16 protein-coding genes are annotated in these 23,654 nt (G+C 43.8%); 7 read left to right on the forward strand and 9 right to left on the reverse strand.

Going from position 1 to position 23,654, the window contains the following annotated elements:
• Positions 1–226: 226 nt before the first annotated feature.
• On the forward strand, positions 227–2,683 hold the full coding sequence (locus tag ACL9RF_RS10430) for a TonB-dependent receptor (RefSeq protein ID WP_422800568.1): 2,457 nt from the start codon (positions 227–229) through the stop codon (positions 2,681–2,683).
• Between the two features lie 707 nt (positions 2,684–3,390).
• On the opposite strand, the gene ggt is transcribed toward ACL9RF_RS10430, so the two are convergent.
• The 5 genes from ggt to ACL9RF_RS10455 all read right to left on the reverse strand — a co-directional run bounded on the left by ggt (position 3,391) and on the right by ACL9RF_RS10455 (position 8,674).
• On the reverse strand, positions 3,391–5,121 hold the full coding sequence (gene ggt, locus ACL9RF_RS10435) for a gamma-glutamyltransferase (RefSeq protein WP_422800569.1): 1,731 nt from the start codon (positions 5,119–5,121) through the stop codon (positions 3,391–3,393).
• Complete coding sequence (locus tag ACL9RF_RS10440) at positions 5,121–5,447, reverse strand: nucleotide pyrophosphohydrolase (protein WP_422800570.1); 327 nt, start codon at positions 5,445–5,447, stop codon at positions 5,121–5,123. The genes ggt and ACL9RF_RS10440 overlap by 1 nt, the downstream gene beginning before the upstream one ends.
• 139 nt (positions 5,448–5,586) lie before the next feature.
• Positions 5,587–6,045, reverse strand: coding sequence for a D-aminoacyl-tRNA deacylase (gene dtd, locus ACL9RF_RS10445; RefSeq protein ID WP_422800571.1), 459 nt, complete (start codon positions 6,043–6,045; stop codon positions 5,587–5,589).
• Between the two features lie 45 nt (positions 6,046–6,090).
• On the reverse strand, positions 6,091–7,410 hold the full coding sequence (locus ACL9RF_RS10450; RefSeq protein WP_422800572.1) for a DNA recombination protein RmuC: 1,320 nt from the start codon (positions 7,408–7,410) through the stop codon (positions 6,091–6,093).
• Positions 7,411–7,486: 76 nt separating this feature from the next.
• Positions 7,487–8,674: a formimidoylglutamase gene (locus ACL9RF_RS10455; protein WP_422800755.1), complete on the reverse strand. Its 1,188-nt coding sequence runs from the start codon at positions 8,672–8,674 to the stop codon at positions 7,487–7,489.
• Positions 8,675–8,789: 115 nt separating this feature from the next.
• Here ACL9RF_RS10455 and ACL9RF_RS10460 point away from each other — a divergent pair, with 115 nt between their 5' ends.
• From ACL9RF_RS10460 to ACL9RF_RS10470, 3 genes are all read left to right on the forward strand, one after another.
• Positions 8,790–9,758 (forward strand): NAD-dependent epimerase/dehydratase family protein, encoded by a 969-nt coding sequence (locus ACL9RF_RS10460; protein WP_422800573.1) that lies wholly within the window; start codon positions 8,790–8,792, stop codon positions 9,756–9,758.
• Between the two features lie 25 nt (positions 9,759–9,783).
• Entirely contained in the window at positions 9,784–11,079 is a 1,296-nt protein-coding gene (locus tag ACL9RF_RS10465; protein WP_422800574.1) for an HAD-IB family phosphatase, read from the forward strand.
• A 79-nt stretch (positions 11,080–11,158) separates the two neighbouring features.
• Positions 11,159–12,001, forward strand: coding sequence for a DUF2911 domain-containing protein (locus ACL9RF_RS10470; protein WP_422800575.1), 843 nt, complete (start codon positions 11,159–11,161; stop codon positions 11,999–12,001).
• A 160-nt stretch (positions 12,002–12,161) separates the two neighbouring features.
• Here the strand turns inward: ACL9RF_RS10470 and cdaA are convergent, their stop codons facing one another.
• Positions 12,162–12,956, reverse strand: coding sequence for a diadenylate cyclase CdaA (cdaA, locus tag ACL9RF_RS10475; RefSeq protein ID WP_422800576.1), 795 nt, complete (start codon positions 12,954–12,956; stop codon positions 12,162–12,164).
• A 231-nt stretch (positions 12,957–13,187) separates the two neighbouring features.
• On the opposite strand from cdaA, the gene ACL9RF_RS10480 reads away from it, so the two are divergent.
• The 3 genes from ACL9RF_RS10480 (at position 13,188) to ACL9RF_RS10490 (ending at position 18,739) form a co-directional block, all read left to right on the forward strand.
• Positions 13,188–13,904: a pyridoxine 5'-phosphate synthase gene (locus ACL9RF_RS10480; protein ID WP_422800577.1), complete on the forward strand. Its 717-nt coding sequence runs from the start codon at positions 13,188–13,190 to the stop codon at positions 13,902–13,904.
• 264 nt (positions 13,905–14,168) lie between these two features.
• Positions 14,169–15,410, forward strand: coding sequence for a glycoside hydrolase family 71/99-like protein (locus ACL9RF_RS10485; RefSeq protein WP_422800578.1), 1,242 nt, complete (start codon positions 14,169–14,171; stop codon positions 15,408–15,410).
• 8 nt (positions 15,411–15,418) lie between these two features.
• A complete protein-coding gene (locus ACL9RF_RS10490; protein ID WP_422800579.1) occupies positions 15,419–18,739 on the forward strand; it encodes a glycosyl hydrolase family 95 catalytic domain-containing protein in 3,321 nt (1,106 codons plus the stop codon).
• A 62-nt stretch (positions 18,740–18,801) separates the two neighbouring features.
• On the opposite strand, the gene ACL9RF_RS10495 is transcribed toward ACL9RF_RS10490, so the two are convergent.
• From ACL9RF_RS10495 to ACL9RF_RS10505, 3 genes are all read right to left on the reverse strand, one after another.
• The gene (locus ACL9RF_RS10495; protein WP_422800580.1) at positions 18,802–21,066 is read right to left on the reverse strand and encodes a GH92 family glycosyl hydrolase; all 2,265 of its coding nucleotides are present in this window, start codon (positions 21,064–21,066) and stop codon (positions 18,802–18,804) included.
• Positions 21,067–21,143: 77 nt separating this feature from the next.
• Positions 21,144–22,424, reverse strand: coding sequence for a glycoside hydrolase family 71/99-like protein (locus tag ACL9RF_RS10500; RefSeq protein ID WP_422800581.1), 1,281 nt, complete (start codon positions 22,422–22,424; stop codon positions 21,144–21,146).
• A 132-nt stretch (positions 22,425–22,556) separates the two neighbouring features.
• Positions 22,557–23,579, reverse strand: coding sequence for a family 43 glycosylhydrolase (locus ACL9RF_RS10505; protein ID WP_422800582.1), 1,023 nt, complete (start codon positions 23,577–23,579; stop codon positions 22,557–22,559).
• Positions 23,580–23,654: the final 75 nt, after the last annotated feature.

Genomic DNA, 23,654 nt, shown 5'->3' on the forward strand with positions numbered 1-23,654 from the left:
TTCTCCACCAAATACTGTACTTTTACCGAATCAATTAGGGGTGCCTTGTTCATAGAACACAAAAAAAGGCTGAGATTATACCCTGTCAAGCTGCATTTTAATTTTTTTTTGTGCAGGACGACATACCTGATCTGGATAATGCCAGCGTAGGGAAAAGGGCGGTTAAATTTGCCATTATTGTAACCCCTTGCAATAATTTAGTTTAACTCAATTTCATTATTATATTATGTTTAAACAGCTTTATGCCACTGGAGCATTTTGCCTTACAGTTATGCTGGGTATAGCCCAGGAAACCTTATCGGTAAAAGTTACCGACAACAAATCTATAGCCATTCCCGGTGCTACGGTATATGTAGAAGGGAAGTCCAAACAAACCAACGCCGATGGTAGCGTATCTTTTGTCGTAAAAGATAACCATGCCGCCCGTGTTACGGTTCGTTTCTTAGGTTTTCAAGAATTTCGTACCACCCTTAACCAGGGGCAGCATACGGTATTGATTCAACTACAGCCCGACCAAAATATAATGGCCGATGCCTTTGTTTATGCTTCACGTGCGAAAGATAATTCGGCAACGACATTTAAAAACATCAATAAAAGCGAAATCCGTCGTAATAATCTGGGGCGCGACATCCCCTATCTCTTGGATCAGACGCCTGGTGTCGTTGTAGGCTCGGATGCCGGTGCTGGTATTGGTTATACCAATATGACTATACGAGGATCCGATAATGCTCGTATTAATGTAACCTTAAATGGTATTCCCTTAAACGATGCCGAAAGTATGGGCTCCTTTTTCGTTAACCTCCCCGATTTTGCCTCGAGCGTAGAAAGTATACAGGTTCAACGGGGTATTGGTACGTCAACAAATGGTGCTGGAGCGTTTGGCGCCTCCTTAAACATACAAACCGATGCATTGGAGGCTAGCCCATATGCCGAATTTAACAACAGCTTTGGCTCCTACAATTCCTGGAAAAATACCCTTAAAGTTGGATCTGGATTATTAAACAACAAGTATGCCTTTAACGCACGATTATCGCGAATTTCATCGGATGGTTATATCGAGCGTGCTTCGTCGGATCTGAAATCATTTTATGTAGACGGGGGCTTATATACCGAAAAACATACCCTAAAAGCTACGGTATTCTCGGGCAAGGAGAAAACCTACCAGGCTTGGTATGGTACGGCTGAGCCGCTTCTAACGGGCGATAAAGCCGAGCTACAGCGCTATGCAAACGACTCCTTCTGGCTGTTTAGCGGCCCAGAATACGATCGTTTTATGCAGGGAGATCGTAAGTATAATTATTATACCTACCCCAATCAAACCGATAACTACACCCAAACGCATGCACACTTGCAATATAGTGGCCAATGGGCATCGGATCTTCGGGTAAACGCGGCCTTACATTATACCCGTGGAGCTGGCTATTTCGAAGAGTTTAAAGCTGGCGCTAAGTTTTCAGAGTATGGATTAGAAAATGTGACTCTAGGGGATACGACCTTAAAAAAAACAGATTTAATACGCCGCAGGTGGTTGGATAACCATTTCTATGGGGGAACATATTCCATAAATTACAAACCTTCGCAGGCCTTTAATATTATTCTTGGCGGCGCTTATAACCAGTATAAAGGTGACCATTATGGCGAAATAACCTGGGCTCAATATGCCTCCAATGGCAGCCTTGGCGACAAATATTACCTTAATAACGCCGTAAAAAATGACTTTAACACATACCTTAAAGCCGATTACCGCCTGGATAAATGGTTGTTAAATGTTGATCTTCAGTACCGTAATGTCACGTATAAAGTGGACGGCAACGATAATAAAATTAAGAATATCCATATTTCAGACAATTTAAACTTCATCAATCCAAAAGCGGGCGTTACATACTTTATTAACCCAGCCTCCCATGTGTATGCATCCTATGCGTATGCCGGGAAAGAGCCTATACGTAAAGATTATATAGAAAACCCAAATAATTTATTCCCGAAACCAGAAAAAATGCAGGATATTGAAGCCGGTTATCGCTTTAAAAATGAAAGTTTTAACATCGGCGCAAACTTGTATGCCATGTTATATAAAAATCAGCTGGTACAAACGGGCAGCCTTAACGATACGGGTAGTGCGCTGCGGGTTAACGTTCCTAAAAGTTACCGTACAGGTATTGAAATCGACGGCGCATGGAACATAAGTTCTCAATTTTTATGGTCGGCTACAGCGGCATTAAGTCGCAATAAAATCAAAGACTTTGTAGAGATGGTACCTGTGTTGGATAAAAATGGTAATAAAGTAAGTGAAAAGGCCTTTAATTACGACAACACTGATATTGCTAAATCGCCAGCAGCGGTATTATCCAACAATTTCACCTACCGCCCTATGGAGGCTTTATCGATTAGCTTCCTGAGTAAATACATTTCCCGTATGTACTTAGATAACACCTCCGCAAAAGAGCGTTCTATTAAACCTTCTTTTGTAAACAATATAGCCGCAAACTATACCTTCAAAGCATTGGGCATCGAACGTATAGATCTTAACCTGGCCGTTAACAATATATTCAACACTAAATTTACCACCAACGGCTATACATATAGTCAGATACTAGAAAGTAAAGGTTCCCGGGAATACTTTAACTTCTATTATCCACAGGCCACAACGAACTTTATGCTGGGTTTAAACTTGCGTTTTTAAGCACTTAAACTCCATAAAATATAAAGAGGGCATCCCAAAAGAATGCCCTCTTTATATTTTATGGCAATTTATTTTTGTGCTGTAACCTGCTTAAAAACATGCTGCAAGAATCCTGTGGTGATTTTTTCATGGAGCAGTCTATCGTAAACATCCTTCCCTCCTATTCCGATCACCAAAAGCTACATCCTTTAACAGGCTATATTTCAATACTATTTCCTTCGCCAATGTTAACGCCTGCATAGATCCTGGAATACATCGCTGTTTACATTTAGCGATCATACAATAATCCGGCAGCCCTGTTTACAGCAAACAACCTGACATGGACCTCTGCTGTATAGACATTTAAGATTTCGGCATAAATAAATTTTAGCGCTTTACTAAAAATAGTTGAATACCGGGATAAATACCCTTGGCTGAAAATAGTTGCGCTACCTTCTTTGTAACATCTGATTATGCAATTGATTTTAGGTTGCAAACGTTCTGCTTCAGCTTAACAAACAAACAAGCAGGCTGTAGGTCAGAGATCCTGTTTAAAGTAGCTTCAGGAAATAATTTCGGCCTATTGGATAACAAGATTATAACTGTACAATACTATTAATTTTTGACGCAGCTTTTACGGCACCTAATCTTAAGGACAAAAAAAGCCGCCATTCGGTCATTACGAATGACGGCTTTTTTATCCCGGCTTTCAGCAGCACTTTTATATTTTAATATCCCTTTGCGGTATCATCCCCTCTACGATCCGCACCAGTTTGAAGCTTGCCATTGGGCAAAATAACGATATTCTCCACCCGGCCATAGGGCTTTCGTTTATGTATGGAATAACCATCCTTTGTTAAACTTTGGCGTACCTGTTCAGCAATAGCACCATCCTCCACATCCACACGATCCGGCTTCCACTGATGGTGGAAACGGGGCGCATCCACAGACTCCTGTGCAGTCATATCAAACTCCAAAACATTTAATATACTCTGCAGCACGGAGGTAATAATGGTAGACCCACCTGGAGTACCAACCACCATGCTCAGCTTCCCATCTTTCTCCAATATTGTCGGAGTCATCGCCGACAGCATACGTTTATGCGGCGCTATAGCATTCGCTTTACCACCAATTAAACCATATAAATTTGGTGATCCCGCTTTCACCGAAAAATCATCCATCTCGTTGTTCAACAAAAAACCAGCACCCGACACCCATACAGACGAGCCGTAGGCATCGTTTATGGTGGTCGTTAACGACACCGCATTTCCATCTTTATCCACCACACAAAAATGCGTGGTATGCTCGGGTTCTACCCCGTCGAAAATACTAGCCTTCACCATATCGCTCGGCGTTGCTTTCTGCAACGACACCTGCCGCATACGTTCTTGGTTAAATTTAGCATCCGTAAGCTGCGCGACAGGAACATTATAGAAATCCGGATCCCCTAAATAGGAAGCGCGATCCGCATATACCCGTCTTTCAGCCTCCACAATTGCACGCACAGTACTGTCGGACTGGAAGCCCCATTTTTTTAAGGGATACGGTTCTAAAGACTGTAATAGGGCCAGCAAGGCAATACCACCACTTGATGGTGGAGGCATAGAAATTACCCTAAAACCTTTGTATGAACCTTCAATAGGGGTACGCCATACGGCCTCATAATCCTGCAGATCCTGATGCGTGATTAGGCCATTTCCAGCCTTCATTTCCGCAACGATTAGATCGGCAGTTTCGCCCCTATAAAAACCATCACGCCCAGATTGGGCAATACGCATCAACGTAGAGGCCAGCTCCTGCTGCACAAAAATATCTCCAGCTTTCCAGGGTGTATCTCGAATTATAGCGGCACCCCGAGGGTTATACTTCTCGAACTTCGCTTTATGTGCATTAAACTCTTCCGCCTGTCTTTCCGAAATTGGGAAGCCCTTTTCCGCCAGATCAATTGCCGGCTGTAACAGCTGCTTCCACGGCAAAGAGCCATATCTTTTATACGCAGCATCCATGCCAGCTACCGAGCCTGGTACACCCGATGCCAACTGCCCCAGCAGGCTCAATTCGGTAATTGGATTACCCGCCTTGTCCAAATACATATCCCGCGATGCCGCAGCTGGCGCTTTCTCTCGAAAGTCTAAAGCCGCAATATCCCCCGTTTTTCCGCGGTACAGCATAAAACCACCCCCACCAATATTTCCTGCATTTGGATAAACGACCGCTAAGGCAAATTGCACCGCTATGGAAGCATCTACTGCATTACCGCCTTTTTTGAGGACTGCAACACCGATATCCGACGCCAAAGCCTGTGCAGACACAACCGCAGCCCGATCAAAAACCTCGCCCCTAGGGCCATGCAACTGCTGAGAGGAGGAGCACCCTACAACAAAAAAAAGCATAAAGGCCCAACATATAACTTTCTTAACTGTCATTATACCATCTTTGAACACAGCCTGTATATTCATTATTTTAATTTCGTATTGTTCTTATGCCTATCGGCATCACGGATACTCTTCTTCTCTAAATTTTTTGCTAATGCATCGGTTAAATCTACCCCTGTCTGGTTTGCTAAGCAGATTAATACAAACATCACATCCGCCATTTCATCGGCAAGATTAACCTCCTTATCCGACTGTTTAAACGACTGTTCTCCATACTGCCGCGCCATAATACGGGCCACTTCACCAACCTCTTCCATCAGCATTGCTGTATTCGTCAGTTCATTAAAATAACGTACACCTGTGGTATTAATCCACTTATCTACTAATTCCTGTGCTTCTTTTATTGTCATTCTTAAAAACGCTTTTGTATCCTACACATACTGGAGTTTAGGCTTATGTAATTACTGGAACTTAAATTTCCGTACTCCGTACCCCGAACTCCATGAACTCCATGAACTCCTAAACCTTTAACCCCCTAAACCCCTAAGTCTAATAGTTATCCTTATCTTTCGTATTCATTACAATGGTAACCGGGCCATCGTTACGGAGGTCGATTTTCATGTCTGCAGCAAAAACACCACACTGCACCTCCTGCCCCAGCAGCTGAGAAAGCAAAGCCGCCATCCTTCGGTACATAGGTTCCGCCATATCACCTTTTGCAGCTCGAGTAAACGAAGGTCTATTCCCTTTTTTTGTTTGCGCAAATAATGTAAACTGAGAAATCAACAAAATATTACCCTTTACATCCATAACCGAGCGATTCATTAACCCTTGCTCGTCGGAGAATATCCGTAAATTCACCAACTTCTGTGCCAACCACTCCAAATCCGTAGCGCTGTCCTCATTTTCTACACCCAGGAACACCAATAAGCCCTGATCTATCTTTCCGGTTACGACTGCATCTACGGTACATGATGCGTAAGATACCCGTTGTATAACTGCTCGCATTTTCGAATTGAAAAATTAATACATTAAAAAAAATTGCATTCGTAATTACTCCAAATACTTATCGTCTATTTTTTTTGTGGCTTTAGCCCCCAAAGCTTTCAGGTTTTCAATTTTTCGGACAACATTCCCTGTGCCCGAAGAAAGCTTACGCATAGCCTCTTCATGCTTCTCCGACGCCTTGTTCAGGTGCACCTGTATCTGATCCATATCTTGCAGAAAACCAACGAATTTATCATACAACAATCCCGCTTCGCGCGCAATTTCTATGACATTTCTATTTTGGCGTTCCTGTTTCCACATGGCAGCAATGGTACGCAGGGTGGCGAGTAAAGTCGAAGGACTCACAATAACTACCCTTCTATCCCAAGCGTCGGAAAATAATTCAGGTTTGTGCAATACCGCCACACTCAAAGCCGATTCTATAGGCATAAATAAAAACACAAAATCCGGCGTATTTATGCCATAAAGATTCTGGTAATTTTTGGCCGAAAGATCCTTCACATGGCCTTCTATCGAGCTTACATGCTGCTTCAGGAATACCGTACGTTCCTCCTCTTCCACAGCATTTACAAAACGCTCATAAGCCACCAAAGAAACCTTAGAATCTACTATAAGCTGCTTATCATCGGGCAAGTCAATAATCGCATCCGGTTGCAGGCGCCTGCCATATTCATCGGTAACCGATGCCTGCAATCGATACTCCTGATCTTTACGCAAGCCCGATCGTTCCAATACCTTTTCTAAAATCACCTCGCCCCAATTGCCCTGTTTTTTGGCATCCCCTTTTAAGGCACGCGCCAAATTTCCGGCTTCATTTTTAATCTGCACACTCTGCTGCATCAACTGCTCGACCACCCCCTTCAACACATTCCTTTCTGCAGCCTCCTGGTTATACGATTTCTCCACCTTATCTTCGAAGCTTTTAATCTTCTCCTTTAACGGATCCAGCAATAAGCCCAGTTGCTGCTGATTAAGGTCTGTAAACTTCTGTGACTTCTCCTCCAAGATTGCATTTGCCATCACCCTAAAATCAGCGTTAAACTGCGTTTTAATCTGTGTTATTTCCTGCTTCTGTTCTTCCAGCTTCTCTTGCTGGGCCTGCAGGTAGGCAGTGGTGCTCTCCAAAGTACGCTCGGCCTTTTGTCTTTCCTGGTGCTCCACGAACCAGCGCTCGTTTAGCACCAGATTTTCCTCTTTCAGCATGCTTACCTGCTGTTCGGCCTTTGCGACAGCAATTTCAAGCTCCTGCCGCTGCTTTATCAAGGCTTCGTGTGCGGCAGCAGAAACCCCCTGCCCATTACGCCACGAAAGATAGGCACAGGCAATACATAATAGTATGATTCCCAGAATTAGAATATATTCCATTTATTTTTCGATGAGGGCCGAAGGCCTATTGACAAATTGAAAAATTGACACGCTATAAAGCAGTATACTATTAACGCTACTGCAGCTTTTGATGCGTACGCCACCATAAGTCTGGCATCTCTCCCGCTACGGCCATTTGATAATCTTCGTAACGGCAAGGAACCAAATAAAAACGTTCATTTACCGAACGCGTGCCGAAGTAGGGCACCTGCATCCACCAGCGGTCGGTTTTCTTTGATTTTACAAACACCATTTCATGGGCTTCATTTTCCAGTGGTGTACGGTAAATAATATAAGCCGACTTCGGAACCAGTGGGGTATCATTTTTACGGTTATAAAAACCATCCATAAAACACCATATCATCTGCGCTAGTAACATGGCCGTATAGCCCATTGGGTCGAAGGTAGGATTAAACTCATAAAAACCGATAGAGGTACATTTATCCGACATACCGGCATAACGCGCCAGCTGACAAGCATCATCGCCGTAAAGGCCATTTGGTGTAGCGTTAGCATTCCCCGGGGCCTCCGAAGCACGGATGGCGCCCATATCAAAGCTGATCATGTCTGCAGCACGAATTATAGGTTCTGCCTGATTCAGTTTTCCGGCCAGCATCCCGAGTCGTAGTGCATTAAAGAAAAGCTTATCGAACATTTGTATCGACTCTTTACTTACCAGGTAGGTCTGAAAGGCAATATTACTCAAATTAAACAGGTAATCTGGCTGATGTAAAATAATATGATTGAGGTAGGTCGTAGAATTTAACGGCATATTATCCACATGCTGCTGATCCAAGTCAAACTTCGCGTCAATAACTGCGACCTCCACTTTTTGTTCTAAATTTTCGTACCCCCGGTATTGTGCATACGTAAGGTCCTGCCCCCCACCGATAATAACAGGAATAATATCTGCTTTTATCAACTCCTCGACCACGGTTCGTAATGCTGCGTAGGTATCTTTCACCGTTTCCCCGGGTTTTATATTTCCTAAATCGGCCAGCTTTACCTGGTAGTCTCCTTGATACAGCTCATACAAATGTCTACGCACCGCATTAGGTGCTTTAGCAGCGCCTGAATTACCTAGCGCTTCCCGGTCCTCTTCAACACCGATAAGGGCAATGTCTGGCTTATTTTCCGTATCTGTAAGCTGTGGAAAATCGTCTATATAGGCTTGAATAATATAGCCGTACTGAGAATTAATAAATTCTTGTTTAGAAGAAAAATCAGCAAAAGCAATGGGAGAAAAAAAATCTACTAAAGACATCATAGTTTGGAAAGATTTAGTCCAGAAAACTGAAACATTATACCGAAGTATTTCGCAAATATGCATTTATTACCTTACTTTTGAAAGGAATAAGTTTTCAACAATACGTTAGTCAGTGATATTAGTAACAGGAGGAACAGGATTTTTAGGATCTACTTTGATAAAACTTTTAGTAGAGCAGGGAAAAGCTGTGCGTGCGATTAAGCGAAGCGACGCTATTACACCCGAATACTTAAAAGCTTCATCACTTATAGAATGGGTAAACGCCGATGTTACAGACTATTTCTCTTTAGACGACTGCTTTCATGGCATTAAACAGGTGTACCATTGTGCTGCAATGATATCTTACCAAAAAGCCGATGCCCCCCAGATGTTTAATATCAATATCGAAGGCACCAAAAACATCGTAAATCTTTGCTTAGCCTATCAGGCACGCTTGGTTCATGTAAGTTCTATTGCCGCCTTGGGCAGCAGCAAAGACAACCAGCCTGTAGATGAGCGTGATAAATGGGAGTACGACGCTAAAACACCTAACTATTCCCTATCGAAGTACAAAAGTGAACTCGAAGTATGGCGTGGAATTAACGAAGGGTTGGAAGCTGTTATCGTAAATCCATCCGTAATAATGGGCGTTGGAGCAGGTAAACAAGGCTCGCGTGTTATTTTTGACCTCGTGAACCGTGGTTTAAAAATATACCCTCCAGGCAGTGTAGGCATTGTAGATGTCCATGACGTCGCACAGGTGATGATACAGTTGATGCAGCGCGACGGAAGTTTAGGCCAGCGGTATATAGTAAACAGTGAAAACATCAGTAATAAAGACCTGTTAGAGCGTATTGCGCAACTGTTAGGCAAGCAGCCTCCTACCGTTGCTGCGAAGCCCTTTATGCTAGAAGTTGCTTGGCGTATTGCTCAGGTTATCGCATTTCTTCAACGGAAAAAAGCCGCATTAACGGAAGAGTCGGCACGCGCATCGGCAATAAAACTTGCCTATAAAAACCAGAAAATAATAGAAGCGCTGAACTACACCTTTAAACCCGTAGATACGACGCTAAAGGAGATTGCAGCCGCTTATTATAAATAACATAAAAATAACAATCTAAACTACAGTGAAAAACTACTACATCATCGATTTCGACAGTACCTTCACGCAAGTGGAAGCATTGGACGAACTCGCCAGAATTTCTCTTGAAGGGCACCCTGATCAGGAAAAAGTATACCAGGAAATTGAGCGCTATACGAATCTTGCCATGGAGGGCAAAATTTCTTTTCGCGAGAGTCTCGCCGGTCGTATTAGCTTGCTAAAAGCCAATAAGTCACATTTAGCAAAGTTGATTACTCACTTAAAGAAAAAGGTATCCAAGTCTTTCGATAGAAATAGAGCATTTTTTATGGAAAATGCCGAAACAGCATGGATCGTGTCTGGCGGATTTAAGGAGTTTATAACACCTGTAGTTTCAAAATACGGTATTCGTACCGAAAATATCTATGCCAACACGTTTATCTTTGATGATGCGGATAACATTATAGGCTACGATGACCAAAATCCCTTGTCGGATGAAGGTGGAAAAGTTAAACTTTTGCAAGAACTGAATATCCAGGGTCGCATTTTCGGTATTGGTGATGGCTACTCCGATTTTCAGTTGAAAGAATCGGGAATGATAGAGAAGTTTTTTGCATTTACAGAAAATATTTCCCGGAAGTCGGTTACCGATAAGGCCGATCATGTTACGCCAAGCTTCGACGAGTTTTTATACGTAAATAATTTGCCGAGGGCGATTTCGTATCCGAAAAACCGTATCCTTTGTTTAATTATTGGCGATGTGCCTAGTATTGCTGCCCATATCTTAAAAAATGATGGATTCTCAATTCGTGTGAAGGACACGATGGAGGAAAAATATATTAAGGATGTAGGTATGTTGCTATTAGGTGATAATATAAGTTTAGATAATGAGCAGCTGGCTGCTGCCGCTAAATTGAAGACCATCGGCTACCTTGGCGACTGTAAAGGTAGTGTCAGCAGAACGCTTTGTAATGAAAAAGGGATTGTAATATTTGATGATAAAAAGCACAAAAAAAACAATGCCGAATTTATTGCACGTCGGATGGCCGCGTTTATAAATAATGGCGATACCGACCAAAGTAGAAACTTCCCGAATTTAATCCTTCCGAAAAAAATTAAGGGGCACCGCTTATTGCATATTCACAAAAATGTACCGGGCATAATGGCGCAGCTTAATCGGGTATATGCAGAGAATAATATTAATATTCTATCGCAGTTTTTAATGACTAAAGGTAGTATTGGTTATGCCGTAACAGATATAGAAAGTAACTACGATAAATCTTTATTGAAACAGCTTAAACAAATCGACCAAACCATTAAGTTTCGGATTATTTATAAGTAAGCTCCACGTGGAAGCTGCTGTTATAAGGTTTTTTATACTTGAAATTTTTGAAACGTTTTAGACTAATAAATACCATAAAATGAAAAAAATTATTCTTTCTTTAGCTACGGCGTCTTTTCTATGCATGGGCATACAGTATGGAAAGGCACAGGTTAAACTACCACAAGCCAGCAGCACACAGACCGTGATACAGGGCTTAGGAATTAAAAACATTAAGCTTACCTACCAAAGACCAAATGCAAATGGACGCAAAATCTTTGGCGATCTGGTGCCTTTTGGTGAGGTTTGGCGTACTGGTGCAAACGTGGTTACGAATATCACGTTCGAAGAGGAGGTTTCCATACAAGGACATCTAGTTCCTGCCGGTACTTACGGTTTGTTTACTATTCCTAACAGCAGCGAATGGACCATTATCCTGAGCAAGAATGCTACACAATGGGGCGCATACCAGTACAAAAAAGAGGAAGACTTGCTGCGTTTTACTGTAAAACCACAGCAGTTGAACCATAAGGTGGAGACTTTTACCATAGGATTCGATGCGGTGACTACGAAATCTACACAGGTAAGTCTGGCTTGGGAGAAAACGCAGGTTAGCTTTAGTATTACAACAGACCAGTCGAAAGAGATTATGGCTAGTATTGATGAGGCGATGAAGGGCGAGAAAAAACCGTACTTTCAGGCAGCCCTATACTACTACAATAATGATTTAGCAATTAGTAAAGCTGTAGAATGGGTAAATAAAGCCGATGAAGGCAATACCACAGCTCCGCATATTAAATATTGGAAAGCTCGTATTTTATTGAAATCGGGCGACAAAAATGCCGCTAAAAAGGCCGCACAAGAGGGTGTTGATATGGCTACAAAAGCCAATAATCCAGAATATGTAAAATTAAATACACAGGTGCTAAAGGAAATTAAATAACCAGAGGTTTACGATGTAAAAGCTGCAGCAATGCAGCTTTTTTTTTACCTGGTAAGATTTTCTTTCGAGAGAGCATTGCTGCGTTAGCGGTAGGGCGTTGCCATTAGGAGCATTTAGGCGTCATAAAAACAGTATCTGGAAATTTAAAGGCTATATAAAACTATAATTCATCCTTTAATATCTCCTCCAGCTCTTCCGGACTCAGGTTCATATTTACATTGCCATCCTTGGCGTAGGAAATCTCCCCCGTCTCTTCGGAGACAATAACGGCAATTGCTTCCGACACCTCCGTTACGCCGATTGCAGCACGATGACGAAGCCCAAACTGTGGTGGAAGGTCTTCACTATCCGACAGCGGCAGCACCGAACTGGCCGTCATTACCCGGAAATCAACAATTACAACGGCACCATCGTGCAGGGGGCTATTTTTAAAAAATATAGACTCCAGTAAACGCTTAGATACAGGGGCATCGATATACTCGCCAGACGACTGGTAGTACTCCTCATCGAAATACCGAGAGAAAACCAATAAGGCTCCGGTACGAGATCTTGACATGCTGCGACAGGCTTCAATAATAGGTTTTATTTGTTCGGTATGGTCGGTCTGTGAGGTCTTTTTAGCACCCAGGAAGTTCCAAAATAACTTCTTACGTTTCATGGATATATTCTTACCGATATGCAGTAAAAACCTACGTATCTCCTGTTGAAATACAACAATTAAAGCAATGGAACCTACAGAAATAAAACCCCCGAATATTTCGGTTAACAACCGCATCTCCAATTGCTTCACGGCGAGGTAGATACCATAAAATAAGGCTACGCCCAGCAAGATATTAACGGCTATAGTTCCTTTGATTAAGCTGTATATATAGTACATAATTACAGCAACCAAAAGAATATCTATAACATCCAATAAGCGGAAGCCTTCCAGCAGATTTAAACTTAGTCTATCCATTTGCAATGCAATTTAAAAAATTTCCTTGAATTAGTGCCTTATTCCCCACGCGATAGCCTCGGCTGTAGATGAATAACTAAATTTCACGAAAATAAAATGTTTTTTTTCCATTTAATACCGGTTGTATCGTGTTTTTACGCCCCAACCCAGGTGCCGAAAATAAGGCTGCTGCGGTATGCAAAAAATAAAAGTATAACAGGAAAAAAGGAAAAAAAATGCTTAATTTTCACCATGACAAAGTTATCTGTTAACATCAATAAAATTGCCACCCTGCGCAATTCTCGGGGCGGTAATGTTCCGAATGTGCTGTCGGCAGCCTTAGCATGCGAGCGCTTTGGGGCCGAAGGGATTACGGTTCACCCACGTCCAGATGAAAGACATATCCGCTACCAGGATGTTTACGACCTGAAAGCTGAAATACAAACGGAATTTAATATCGAAGGCAACTGCCAGGAGCAGAAGTTTGTAGACCTGGTTTTGGCCAATACGCCGACCCAGGTAACCTTAGTACCAGATGCATTAGGACAAATTACATCGAATCACGGCTGGGATACGCTAAAAAATAAGGCTTATCTAAAAGAGATGGTTAAAATTTTCCAAGATCATGGAATTCGGGTGTCGATTTTTGTAGACCCTATCGAGGAGATGGTAGAAGGCGCTGCAGAGACGGGTACCGACCGTATCGAACTTTATACCGAAGCCTATGCTGCGGAATATGGCTTTGATAAGGAAAAAGCCATAGCTCCCTATTTTACGGCCGCGGTAAAAGCACGCGAGTTAGGCCTCGGCATTAATGCAGGGCATGATCTTGACCTAAACAATCTCGCCTATTTTAACCAACATATTCCCGATTTATTGGAAGTAAGCATTGGCCATGCCTTGATTGCTGATGCTTTATATTTAGGCTTAGAAGAAACTGTAAAAAGATACCTGGCAGCGTTAAAATAACAGGCTTTAGGTATACCTTAACGCTTACGTGGAGCCATTGGGTCCAAATTTTGGAAGCTCTGCCCCTCAGGCTTGGATGGATGTGCATCATCCGAAGGTCACTGCTCCACGTAGGTTTTCCTCCTAGACGGTTGCCCCTTAAACAGATTATAGTAACAAAAACCATACATTAAGGGCTTATTAATGGTTTTATTAATCTATTGTTAATCGGCGCTGGCCATCTTTAAGATTCTTATTAATCCATATAAACCATAAGAATCGATTATGAACTTAAAACATTTATTATCCCTATGTATTGTATTTTTTTATCTGCAAAATGCAAACTGCCAGCAGCAGTATAACAGCTATGAAGGGCTCACTATGGCGGGCTACCAGGGCTGGTTTAACGCGCCCGACGATGGTGCAGACCGAGGTTGGTACCATTACCGGGGGAGGAATGGTTTTAAACCGGGCTCTACCAATGTAGATTTCTGGCCCGACGTCAGGGAGTATAAAATCACCTATCCAAGTCCATTTAATTTTAAAGACGGTAGTCCAGCCCCCCTGTACAGCGCCTACGATTCGTCGTCGGTAAATCTACATTTCAAGTGGATGAAAGATTACGGTATAGACGGGGTTTTTATGCAGCGTTTTGTTGGCGAGATAGCAAACCCTAGCGGCCGCAACCATTTTAATACAGTGCTAGCATCGGCGATACATGCCGCAAATAGCAACGACCGCGCCATCTGCATAATGTATGATTTAAGTGGTATAAAAGATGGCGATGAAAAGGTGATATTCGAGGATATACAAGCGTTAGAAGCGCAATGGCAACTGAAAAGACGTGAAGCAGCAAAAACCTATCTTTTCCATAACCAGAAACCATTGATTGCGGTATGGGGTGTCGGGTTCAACGACAACAGAAGGTATAACCTGCAAACGGCAGACCGTATTATAACGCACCTAAAAGAAAAGGGATATAGTATATTACTTGGCGTACCTACCTACTGGCGCGAGATGGGGTCGGATACCGAAAAAGATCCTTTTTTGCATGAATTAATCAAAAAAAGTGATATTATTATGCCTTGGTTTGTAGGTCGCTACAATCAGCAAAGTTATGAGGGCTTCAAAGGGCTGATAAAAAAAGACATGGACTGGTGTAAAAACCATAAGGTAGCCTATGTGCCTCTTTGTTATCCAGGATTCTCGTGGACGAATATGACGGGGAGCAACAGGGCCTTTGTACCCAGAGACCGGGGAAATTTCTTGTGGCAGCAGCTTAGCTTTACCATCAATGCCGGAGCAAAAATGCTTTATATTGCTATGTTCGATGAGGTAGATGAGGGTACAGCAATTTATAAAACGCTGCACCAAAAAGATGTTCCCCTAAATGGAGATGGCAGCTTTGTGGGTATTGAAGACGATCTACCCAACGACCATTACCTTTGGCTTACCGGGCAGGCGGCAGCATTGCTCAAAGCCAACAAAACAGTACCTGCTAAGCAACCTAACCGACCTAAAAAATAAACCTTATTATGATGAGAACCTTTAAATCAAAATGCCTTTCTGCAGGAATAGCCTCCGTACTTTTTTTCGGTATGCAGGGATTATTTGCGCAACAGAATCCTTTTGTTAGGCATATGTTTACGGCCGACCCTTCGGCGCATGTATGGAAGGATGGCCGTTTGTATGTGTACCCTTCCCATGATATCGATCCGCCACGCGGCTGTGACCTGATGGATCGTTATCATGTTTTTTCTACCGATGATATGGTTAACTGGACTGACCATGGTGAGTTTCTAAACAGCACACAGGTGCCGTGGGGACGCCCAGAGGGGGGCTTTATGTGGGCACCAGACTGTGCTTATAAGGATGGCACCTACTACTTTTATTTTCCCCACCCCAGTGGTACGGACTGGAATAATACCTGGAAAATTGGAATCGCCACCAGTAAAAGCCCCACTTCGGGATTTGAGGTCAAAGGGTATATTGAAAACCTGCCATCTTTTGCCATGATAGACCCGGCAGTTTTTACCGACGACGATGGGCAGGCCTACTTTTACTACGGCGGTGGTGGCAAATGCCTTGCCGGAAGGCTTAAGGATAATATGGTGGAACTGGATGGCCCTTTACAGGAAATGAAAGGACTGAATGACTTCCACGAAGCTGCCTGGGTGCATAAGTACAACGGTAAGTATTACCTCTCTTATGCGGATAATAAACCTGGTGCCAACCGCATGAAATATGCCATGAGCGACTCGCCATTGGGGCCTTGGGACTATAAAGGGGTGCTGCTGGAAAGCACTAGCTCCGACACCAACCATGGCTCTATTGTAGAATTTAAAGGTAAATGGTACCTTTTTTACCACAATAGCGACCTTTCGGGCATGGGAAACCTGCGTTCTATATGTTTTGACCCTTTGTACTATAACCCCGATGGCACCATTCAGGTTGTTAAGCAATCCACGACCTTACCGGCGAGTTTGCGGAAGTCTAAAATCGACGCCAGCTGGAGCGACCGGGCGCAAGTGCAGCCAACAAAAACTGTTGCCGAAGCAGCGCAGAAATTATGGTATACCGCACCGGCTAAGGTCTGGGAGGAGGCGCTGCCTTTGGGCAATGGCAGATTGGGAGCAATGGTATTTGGCGCCGTAGCCGACGAGCGTATACAGCTTAATGAAAGCACCTTGTGGGATGGCAAAAGTTTAGACCCAAATAATGTAAAGGGTAAACAGTACCTTCCTGAAATTCAATCGCTTTTGTTTGACGGAAAGAATAAAGCCGCCATAGAAATGGCCGATAGCACCTTAATGGGTGTTCCGAAACATATCCGCCCGTACCAATCTGTGGGCGAGTTATGGTTGGATATGCCGCATCTTGCTGTTACCGATTATCAGCGTAATCTGGACCTGGAAACGGCGGTACAGACCACAAGTTATACCCATAATGGCGTGGGTTATACCCGCGAAAGCTTTATTTCTGCTCCTGCGGATGTTATGGTGATACATTATACGGCCGATAAAGCCCAGGCTTTAAACTTAAACTTTACTTGGCGCCGGCAGCAGGATGCTACGGTTATAACATCGGCAGACGAGCATGTCTTAATTTTAAGCGGACAGGTGGGGCAAGACCGCCGCCAAGGAGATAAAGGGGTGTCTTTTGTTGCCACAGCCAAGGTTATCCTTAAAGGAGGCCAGCTGACGCAGCGTAACGGGCGCATAGAAATAACAGATGCCGACGAGATAACCTTAATCATCGCGTCGCAAACCGATTACCCGGGCTTAAAGGCCATGGCAGCTGGTCAGCAGAAAACAGTTCAAACTCCGCTGGCACAAGCGCTGGCCAAGTTAAAAGGCCTGGAGAATATAAGTTACCAAGCTTTAAAGGATAGCCATGTAAAAGATTACCAGTCGCTATACAGTCGCGTAAAGCTGAATCTGGATACGAAAGAAGATCCGGCACGCAGACAGCTACCGATTGACGAACTGCTAAAACTTACAAAACAACAACAAACGATTCCTGCCGTACTTATCGAAAAGTACTTTCAATTTGGCCGTTATTTGTTAATTGCCAGTTCTAGGCCTGGTACCATGCCGGCGAACTTACAGGGCATATGGGCATGGCAGATGGACCCTCCTTGGAATGCCGACTTTCATACGAATATTAACTTACAGATGAACTACTGGCCTGCCGAGTCGACTAATCTTTCGGAATTGCATACGCCACTTTTTGATCTTAACGATGCTTTAATACCATTCGGACAAAAAACTGCGGCTACGCTTTATGGAGCTAAAGGTTGGGTTGTACATCACCTCACCGATGCCTGGGGGTTCACTGCTCCGGCCGATGGCGTACAGGGGATATGGCCTATGGGGGCAGCGTGGCTGGCGCAGCATCCCTGGGAGCATTATGCTTATACCAAGGACATTAACTTCCTAAAAAATCGTGCTTACCCGCAAATGAAAGGGGCTGCAGAATTTATCCTGGACTTCTTAGTGAAGGTGCCTGCAGGGAAATCCAATGCCGGGAAATGGGTTACCAACCCATCCCACTCGCCAGAAAATAGCTTTAGACTGCCAAATGGCGAAGAGTCTAGTTTTACCTATGGTGCAACGATGGATTCGCAGATTATCCGCGATTTGCTGCAGCATTGTATTGAGGCATCAGAAATCTTAAACATCGATAAAGACTTTCGCGATCAATGTAGAAAGGTGCTCGCCAATATGATCCCTACACAGATCAGCAAAAAAACAGGTGGTATTATGGAATGGATAGAAGATTATGACGAGATAGAAGTCGATCATAGACATACCTCCCACCTTTTTGGCCTGCATCCTGGCGATCAAATTTCAATCTTAGCTACACCAGAGCTGGCAGAAGCGGCCAAGAAAACCTTACTACGCCGCGGCGATGGCGGTACTGGCTGGAGCCTAGCCTGGAAGATTAATATGTGGAACAGGCTACACGATGGCGACCATGCTTACCTGCTATTGCATAACCTGTTGAGCGATAAAACCCTGCCAAACCTTTTTGATAACCATCCGCCTTTTCAAATCGACGGAAACTTTGGCGCTACGGCAGCAATTGGCGAGATGCTCCTGCAATCGCATGTACGCGACAATAAGCAGGGTTATGTCATGGAGCTATTGCCCGCACTAAGTCAGCATATGCCTTCAGGCTCGGTAACAGGTCTAAAAGCACGGGGCAATGTATTGGTAAATATAAGCTGGAAAGACGGGAAGCTCAGCGCTGCCGAGATTACGGCGGCCACATCTGGAAACTACAGCATTAGCTATGCCGGTAAAAAAATAACCGTAAAAGCCAAGGCTAATACCCCAACAAAAGTGATTTTTTAACCGTACAAAAATAAGAGGTCGCCCTTTTGGGGCGACCTCTATCACACAACAATTGATATAACCTATTTGGGAATACCCCAACTAAAGTTCGCTCGATTCCCCATCTCAAACTCCAGAAGCCCTCCCTTTAAGATATCCTCATGTTTAAGCTCTGGTCGCTGTAGCGCCACACCATTTAAGCGGGCCGCCTGTATATACTTATTTTCTGCCGATACATTGTTGGCCTTTACAGTAAACTTTTTGCCATTTGTTAAGGTTATCGTCGCCTCCTTAAAAAAAGGGGTACCAATACTATAGCTTGCAAGCCCCGGGGTAACAGGATAGAACCCCAGCTGGGAAAAGACTACAAAAGCAGACATCCCGCCACCATCTTCATCACCAGGCACCCCCATCAGGTCATTTCGAAACCATTCCTGGATAAGTTTGCGTATACGTTTCTGTGTCATCCAAGGCTGCCCGGCATAATTGTAGAGGTACGGAATATGCAGTGAAGGCTCATTTGCCATGGAAAACTGCCCTACATTGCCCGTATGGTCGGGTAACTGCGCATAGAACTCGAATTTCGAGCGCCCCAAAGGCGTACGGAACATCTCCTCCAAATAGTGCACAAACAACTGCTCACCCCCCATCAAGGCAATTAAATCGGGGATATTATGCTGCACATCCCAGCGGTAAATCCATGCATTATTTTCGCCATAATATTCCCGAGCCCCCTGTCCGCCAGCGAAGATATAATCAAAAGGTTCAATAAACTTACCATCTTTATCTTTCGGGTGGAAAAACTTAGTTTTTTCATTAAAAAGATTCCGATAGTTAAAAGACTGTTTCATAAAAGTGTTATAATCCTCCGTGTACCCCAACTCGTTGGCCAGCTGCGCGAGACACCAAAGGTCGTACGATGTTCCCAGCGTAACCGCAACCGGCTGACGTTTTTCGAATGCATTGACCTCCGGCACCGTCTCTACTTCGCCAGGGTAAAGCGCAGGAATATACCCCTTATCCTTAAAGAAGCGATCCAGCTCACCGGCAGGTTTCCCCGACCATGGCGCTAATGTTTTTTCCGTTATAGCACCTTTAGCGGCGAGGTACGCCTTTTTAACATCAAAATTACGTATCCCCTTACGGTAGGCATCCAATAAGGTAGCCACACCATGGTTGGAGTTCATCCGTCGGCTGTCGCCATTAATCTCCGGAAATGTTGGCAGCCAAAAGTTCGGCATCTGCTCCGACATCCGCACGAAAGACTGCAGCATATCCGACTCCCTATCGGCATCAATTAACACCCTTAACGGGTGATGCGCACGGTACGAATCCCAAATCCAGTCGTCGGTATAAAAAGGGCGTCCCTGATCCTGATGCACCTTGCCATCGAAAGCACTATAATAACGGCCATCCTCCGAAATATTCACCGGACGCTCAAAGGTGCGGTACAAAGAGGTATAAAAAACATGCTTATCCTGCTCCTCGCCAGCGGAGATTTCAATTTTTCCGAGGGCCTCATTCCAAGCTGCGCGACCTTTTTCCTGCAAGGCTTTAATAGAAAAAGACTTAATTTCACGGTCTACATTAGCCTTCGCCTGCTCTGCATCGATAAAAGAAATACCATATTTTAAGCGCAACGTAGGCTGCTTATTAGCAAAGGTTAATATAATATTCGCACTCCTACCCGTTGCTACTTTTCCATCCTTCAGGGTTTCATTTTCTAAAACCTGTACCTTTTGCGGCAGTACCTCCGGAATAACATAGATAAACACCTTGGTGGCATTACCAAAATCCTGACTTCCCGACAACCCTTTACCATCCCAGCTCAAGGTACCATTGGTGGCGTTAAACTGTAAAAAACTATTCTTCCCTTCGGGGAAGGTTAACGCATATAAAGCCGATTGATGCGAAACGGCATAATCTACAGCTATTCCCTGCTGATCTAGAAAAACCGCATACCCATAAGGGCTAATTTTTTCTTGATCATACGAATAATACTGTACAGGGGTTAATTTTTCCGGTAGCGTAGCGAGCGGATTTAAATTAAACGCCGATTTGCCCCTATGGCTGGTAACGATTAAAGGTAAGCCTCGAATTCTATCGGATGTAAAATCCTCCCGCTCCGGATAAACCCGCAGCATACTATTTGGAAGGTGTATAGTCGGGTATGTAGGCACCAGCAGGTGACTTATATTTCCCATGTACGGATTTACATACGACACCGCATCCTTACGGGGTTGCGCTATCGCCATATTTCCGGTTAAGAGTGATACAAAAAAAGCACCGCCAACTCCACGAAAGAAGAGCTTTTTGAATGCGCTATTTAATTTTTGGTTTGAAATCATATAAAAAAATTAACTTATCTACAGCGTATAATACTAGCCAATAAAATATCCCGATACCCCATAATGTAGGTATTAAATTAATCCACCTTTGGCAGAGTAGGTTTCTTCATGCTTATCGGAATTTCCTTGCGTAGCATACGGCCTGCATCCTGGGTTATACGTAAATAATAATCCGCAGAACAAGCGACGCCATCTTCATCCAATGCCAAGATATTGGACCCCTGAGGCACATCAGAAGCCGTTTCTGCCGTTTTAGCAATCTGGTTCCCTTCGTTATATTCATCGTACATAGAAATATAAAGACTACGAACCTCCGCTTTGATATAATTATGAAACTGTCGCCACATAAACTCCCCATGTTGGCGCTGTCTTTCCTGCAAATCTCCCGGCAAAACACAAGGCTGGTAGTCGATACCATTTTCCTTACAAAATTTTAGATCCGGAACAATAACATCATTCGTATGCCTATCAATATCCGTAATCTGACCAATTCGGCCCACCATCCAGGGCGACAACATATCAAAGGCCTTATACACATGGAGGAACCCCGGTCGTGCATCCTGCCCGGCAGGCGCTAAGCGCCAATTCGTGGGCACGCCCCCCATCACATAGCAGCCTTGATCCTTAAACCAATCGATAACCTCTTTACATTTATCTGCCGGCCACGGATGATTGTCATCGTTAAAGCCAAAGCCCCAGATCCCCACAACGGGCTTCCCATTCTGCATCGCATATTGCGGTGATGCCGTATATTTACGCATCTTGTCGGTCCAGTCTTTTTTAATTTCAGGCTGCATATTATCCCATCCCGAAACATCATACATAATATAAAACTTAACCCCATGTTTTTCGGCCTGTTTTTTAACCGTTTCAGTTATCGCATCCCGAATAGGGCCTTCCACACCATTCGGGTTAAAGCGCTGCAGCGCTGCCGTATGAATGCCATACTCCTTCATCCAGCGGAAATGCACATCCACCGTCTGCTCATCGTACGAGGAAAAAAGCGTAGCCTTCTGCCCATTACCCAAATCCGGCAGCTGTGTAGGATATACATGATCATACTCCCGGTTATCGGGCCAAGATTTAATGGTCAGGTTTTCCAAGTTCGGTGTTGCCTCCCAGGTATGCGTCCAATGCCACCAATGTTTTCCCATCGGCGATTTATCGCCATTACAAGAAAACCAGCCTTGATACCCCGTCGTTATCTGTCCGACAACATCGCCAATAGGCGACTCCTTAACCGGAGGATTTTCCTCTTTTTTTTCGCCCACATCCGTATTTCCACCCTTCGAGCAAGCCATATAGCCCAACAACAAGGGCGCCAGGCATAATTTTATAAGCAGGTTTTTATACATCATAATTTTGAATGGTATTAAGAATAATTAAAAACGGGAACAACTGTGAGGCAGTGCTCCCGCTTAACACACTAACTAATTTATTATAAACCAAAATATTAGTCTCCAATAACGGCGGTAAGGCAACCCAAAAACCTACTGAGGTTTCGATATAAGACCAGTTGGTTTCACCATCTGTATGCTACCATCCGCATTATAATAAAGCTTATCGACAGCGATAGACCTTAACCAATCATTAAACTCACCGTTCTTTTGCGACAACTCGCTGTTATGGTAAAAAGCATACCACTGCCCTTTAAACTTAACAATAGAGCCATGGTTGGTATAACTATTCGTTGGCTCCATATAAATACCCATGGATTTCCAGGGCCCTAAGGGGCTATCACTAATGGCATAGCGCATCCGGTTGTCACCCTTTACACCATCGTTCCAATTGTCGTCGTGATTATCGGAGTACGATAAATAATATTTTCCATTATATTTATGTACCCAGGCCGCCTCATGGAAATCCTCCAGCCCCTTCATTTCCTGCAAAGCACCATCCACTTCCAGCATATTATCTTTTAACAAGCCAGCCATACAGACGCCCCCACCCCCTTGGTAGAAATACGCCTTACCATCGTCGTCGATAAAGATATGCGGATCGATTAAAGCATCCGCCCCCTGCAAGTAGCCCTGTACTTTAAAATCCTTCGCTGGATGTTTACTCGTAGCAATACCTATTTTCCAAGTTTTATTCCATTCCGTACCACTGGGATGCGGGAAGTAGAAATAATACGTTCCATTTTTATAAACACAATCTGGTGCCCACATAAAACCACCTTCGGGGCGGCCCCAAGGCACATCACTGGCACGTAAAATTTCGCCATGATCTTTCCAGGTAATCATATCAGCCGTAGAAAAGACATGGTACTGATCCATAAGGTCACAGCCCCTTGGCGGAGCAATATCATGCGAAGCATATACATACAAGCGCCCGTCTGCCCATACCCGAGCCGAAGGGTCGGCGGTATACATATGGCGGATAAAAGGATTTTCGGCCTGCTTTTTTGCGGGTACCACGGTTTGTTGTGCAGCAGCAGTATGCACACCAACACCTAGCGCTAATGCGCAGCCCAGCGCAAACATAATAGATTTCTTTTTTAGCGTAATTTTCATTAGTCTTCGGATTAAATAAAAAAGGAAAGAATACAGAAGTGGCTAAAAACAGCGCCACTTCTGTGGTTAAGTTTT

Origin of the sequence: Sphingobacterium sp. Mn56C (genome assembly GCF_049319645.1) — a bacterium.
In the GTDB taxonomy this organism is placed as follows: Bacteria; Bacteroidota; Bacteroidia; order Sphingobacteriales; family Sphingobacteriaceae; genus Sphingobacterium.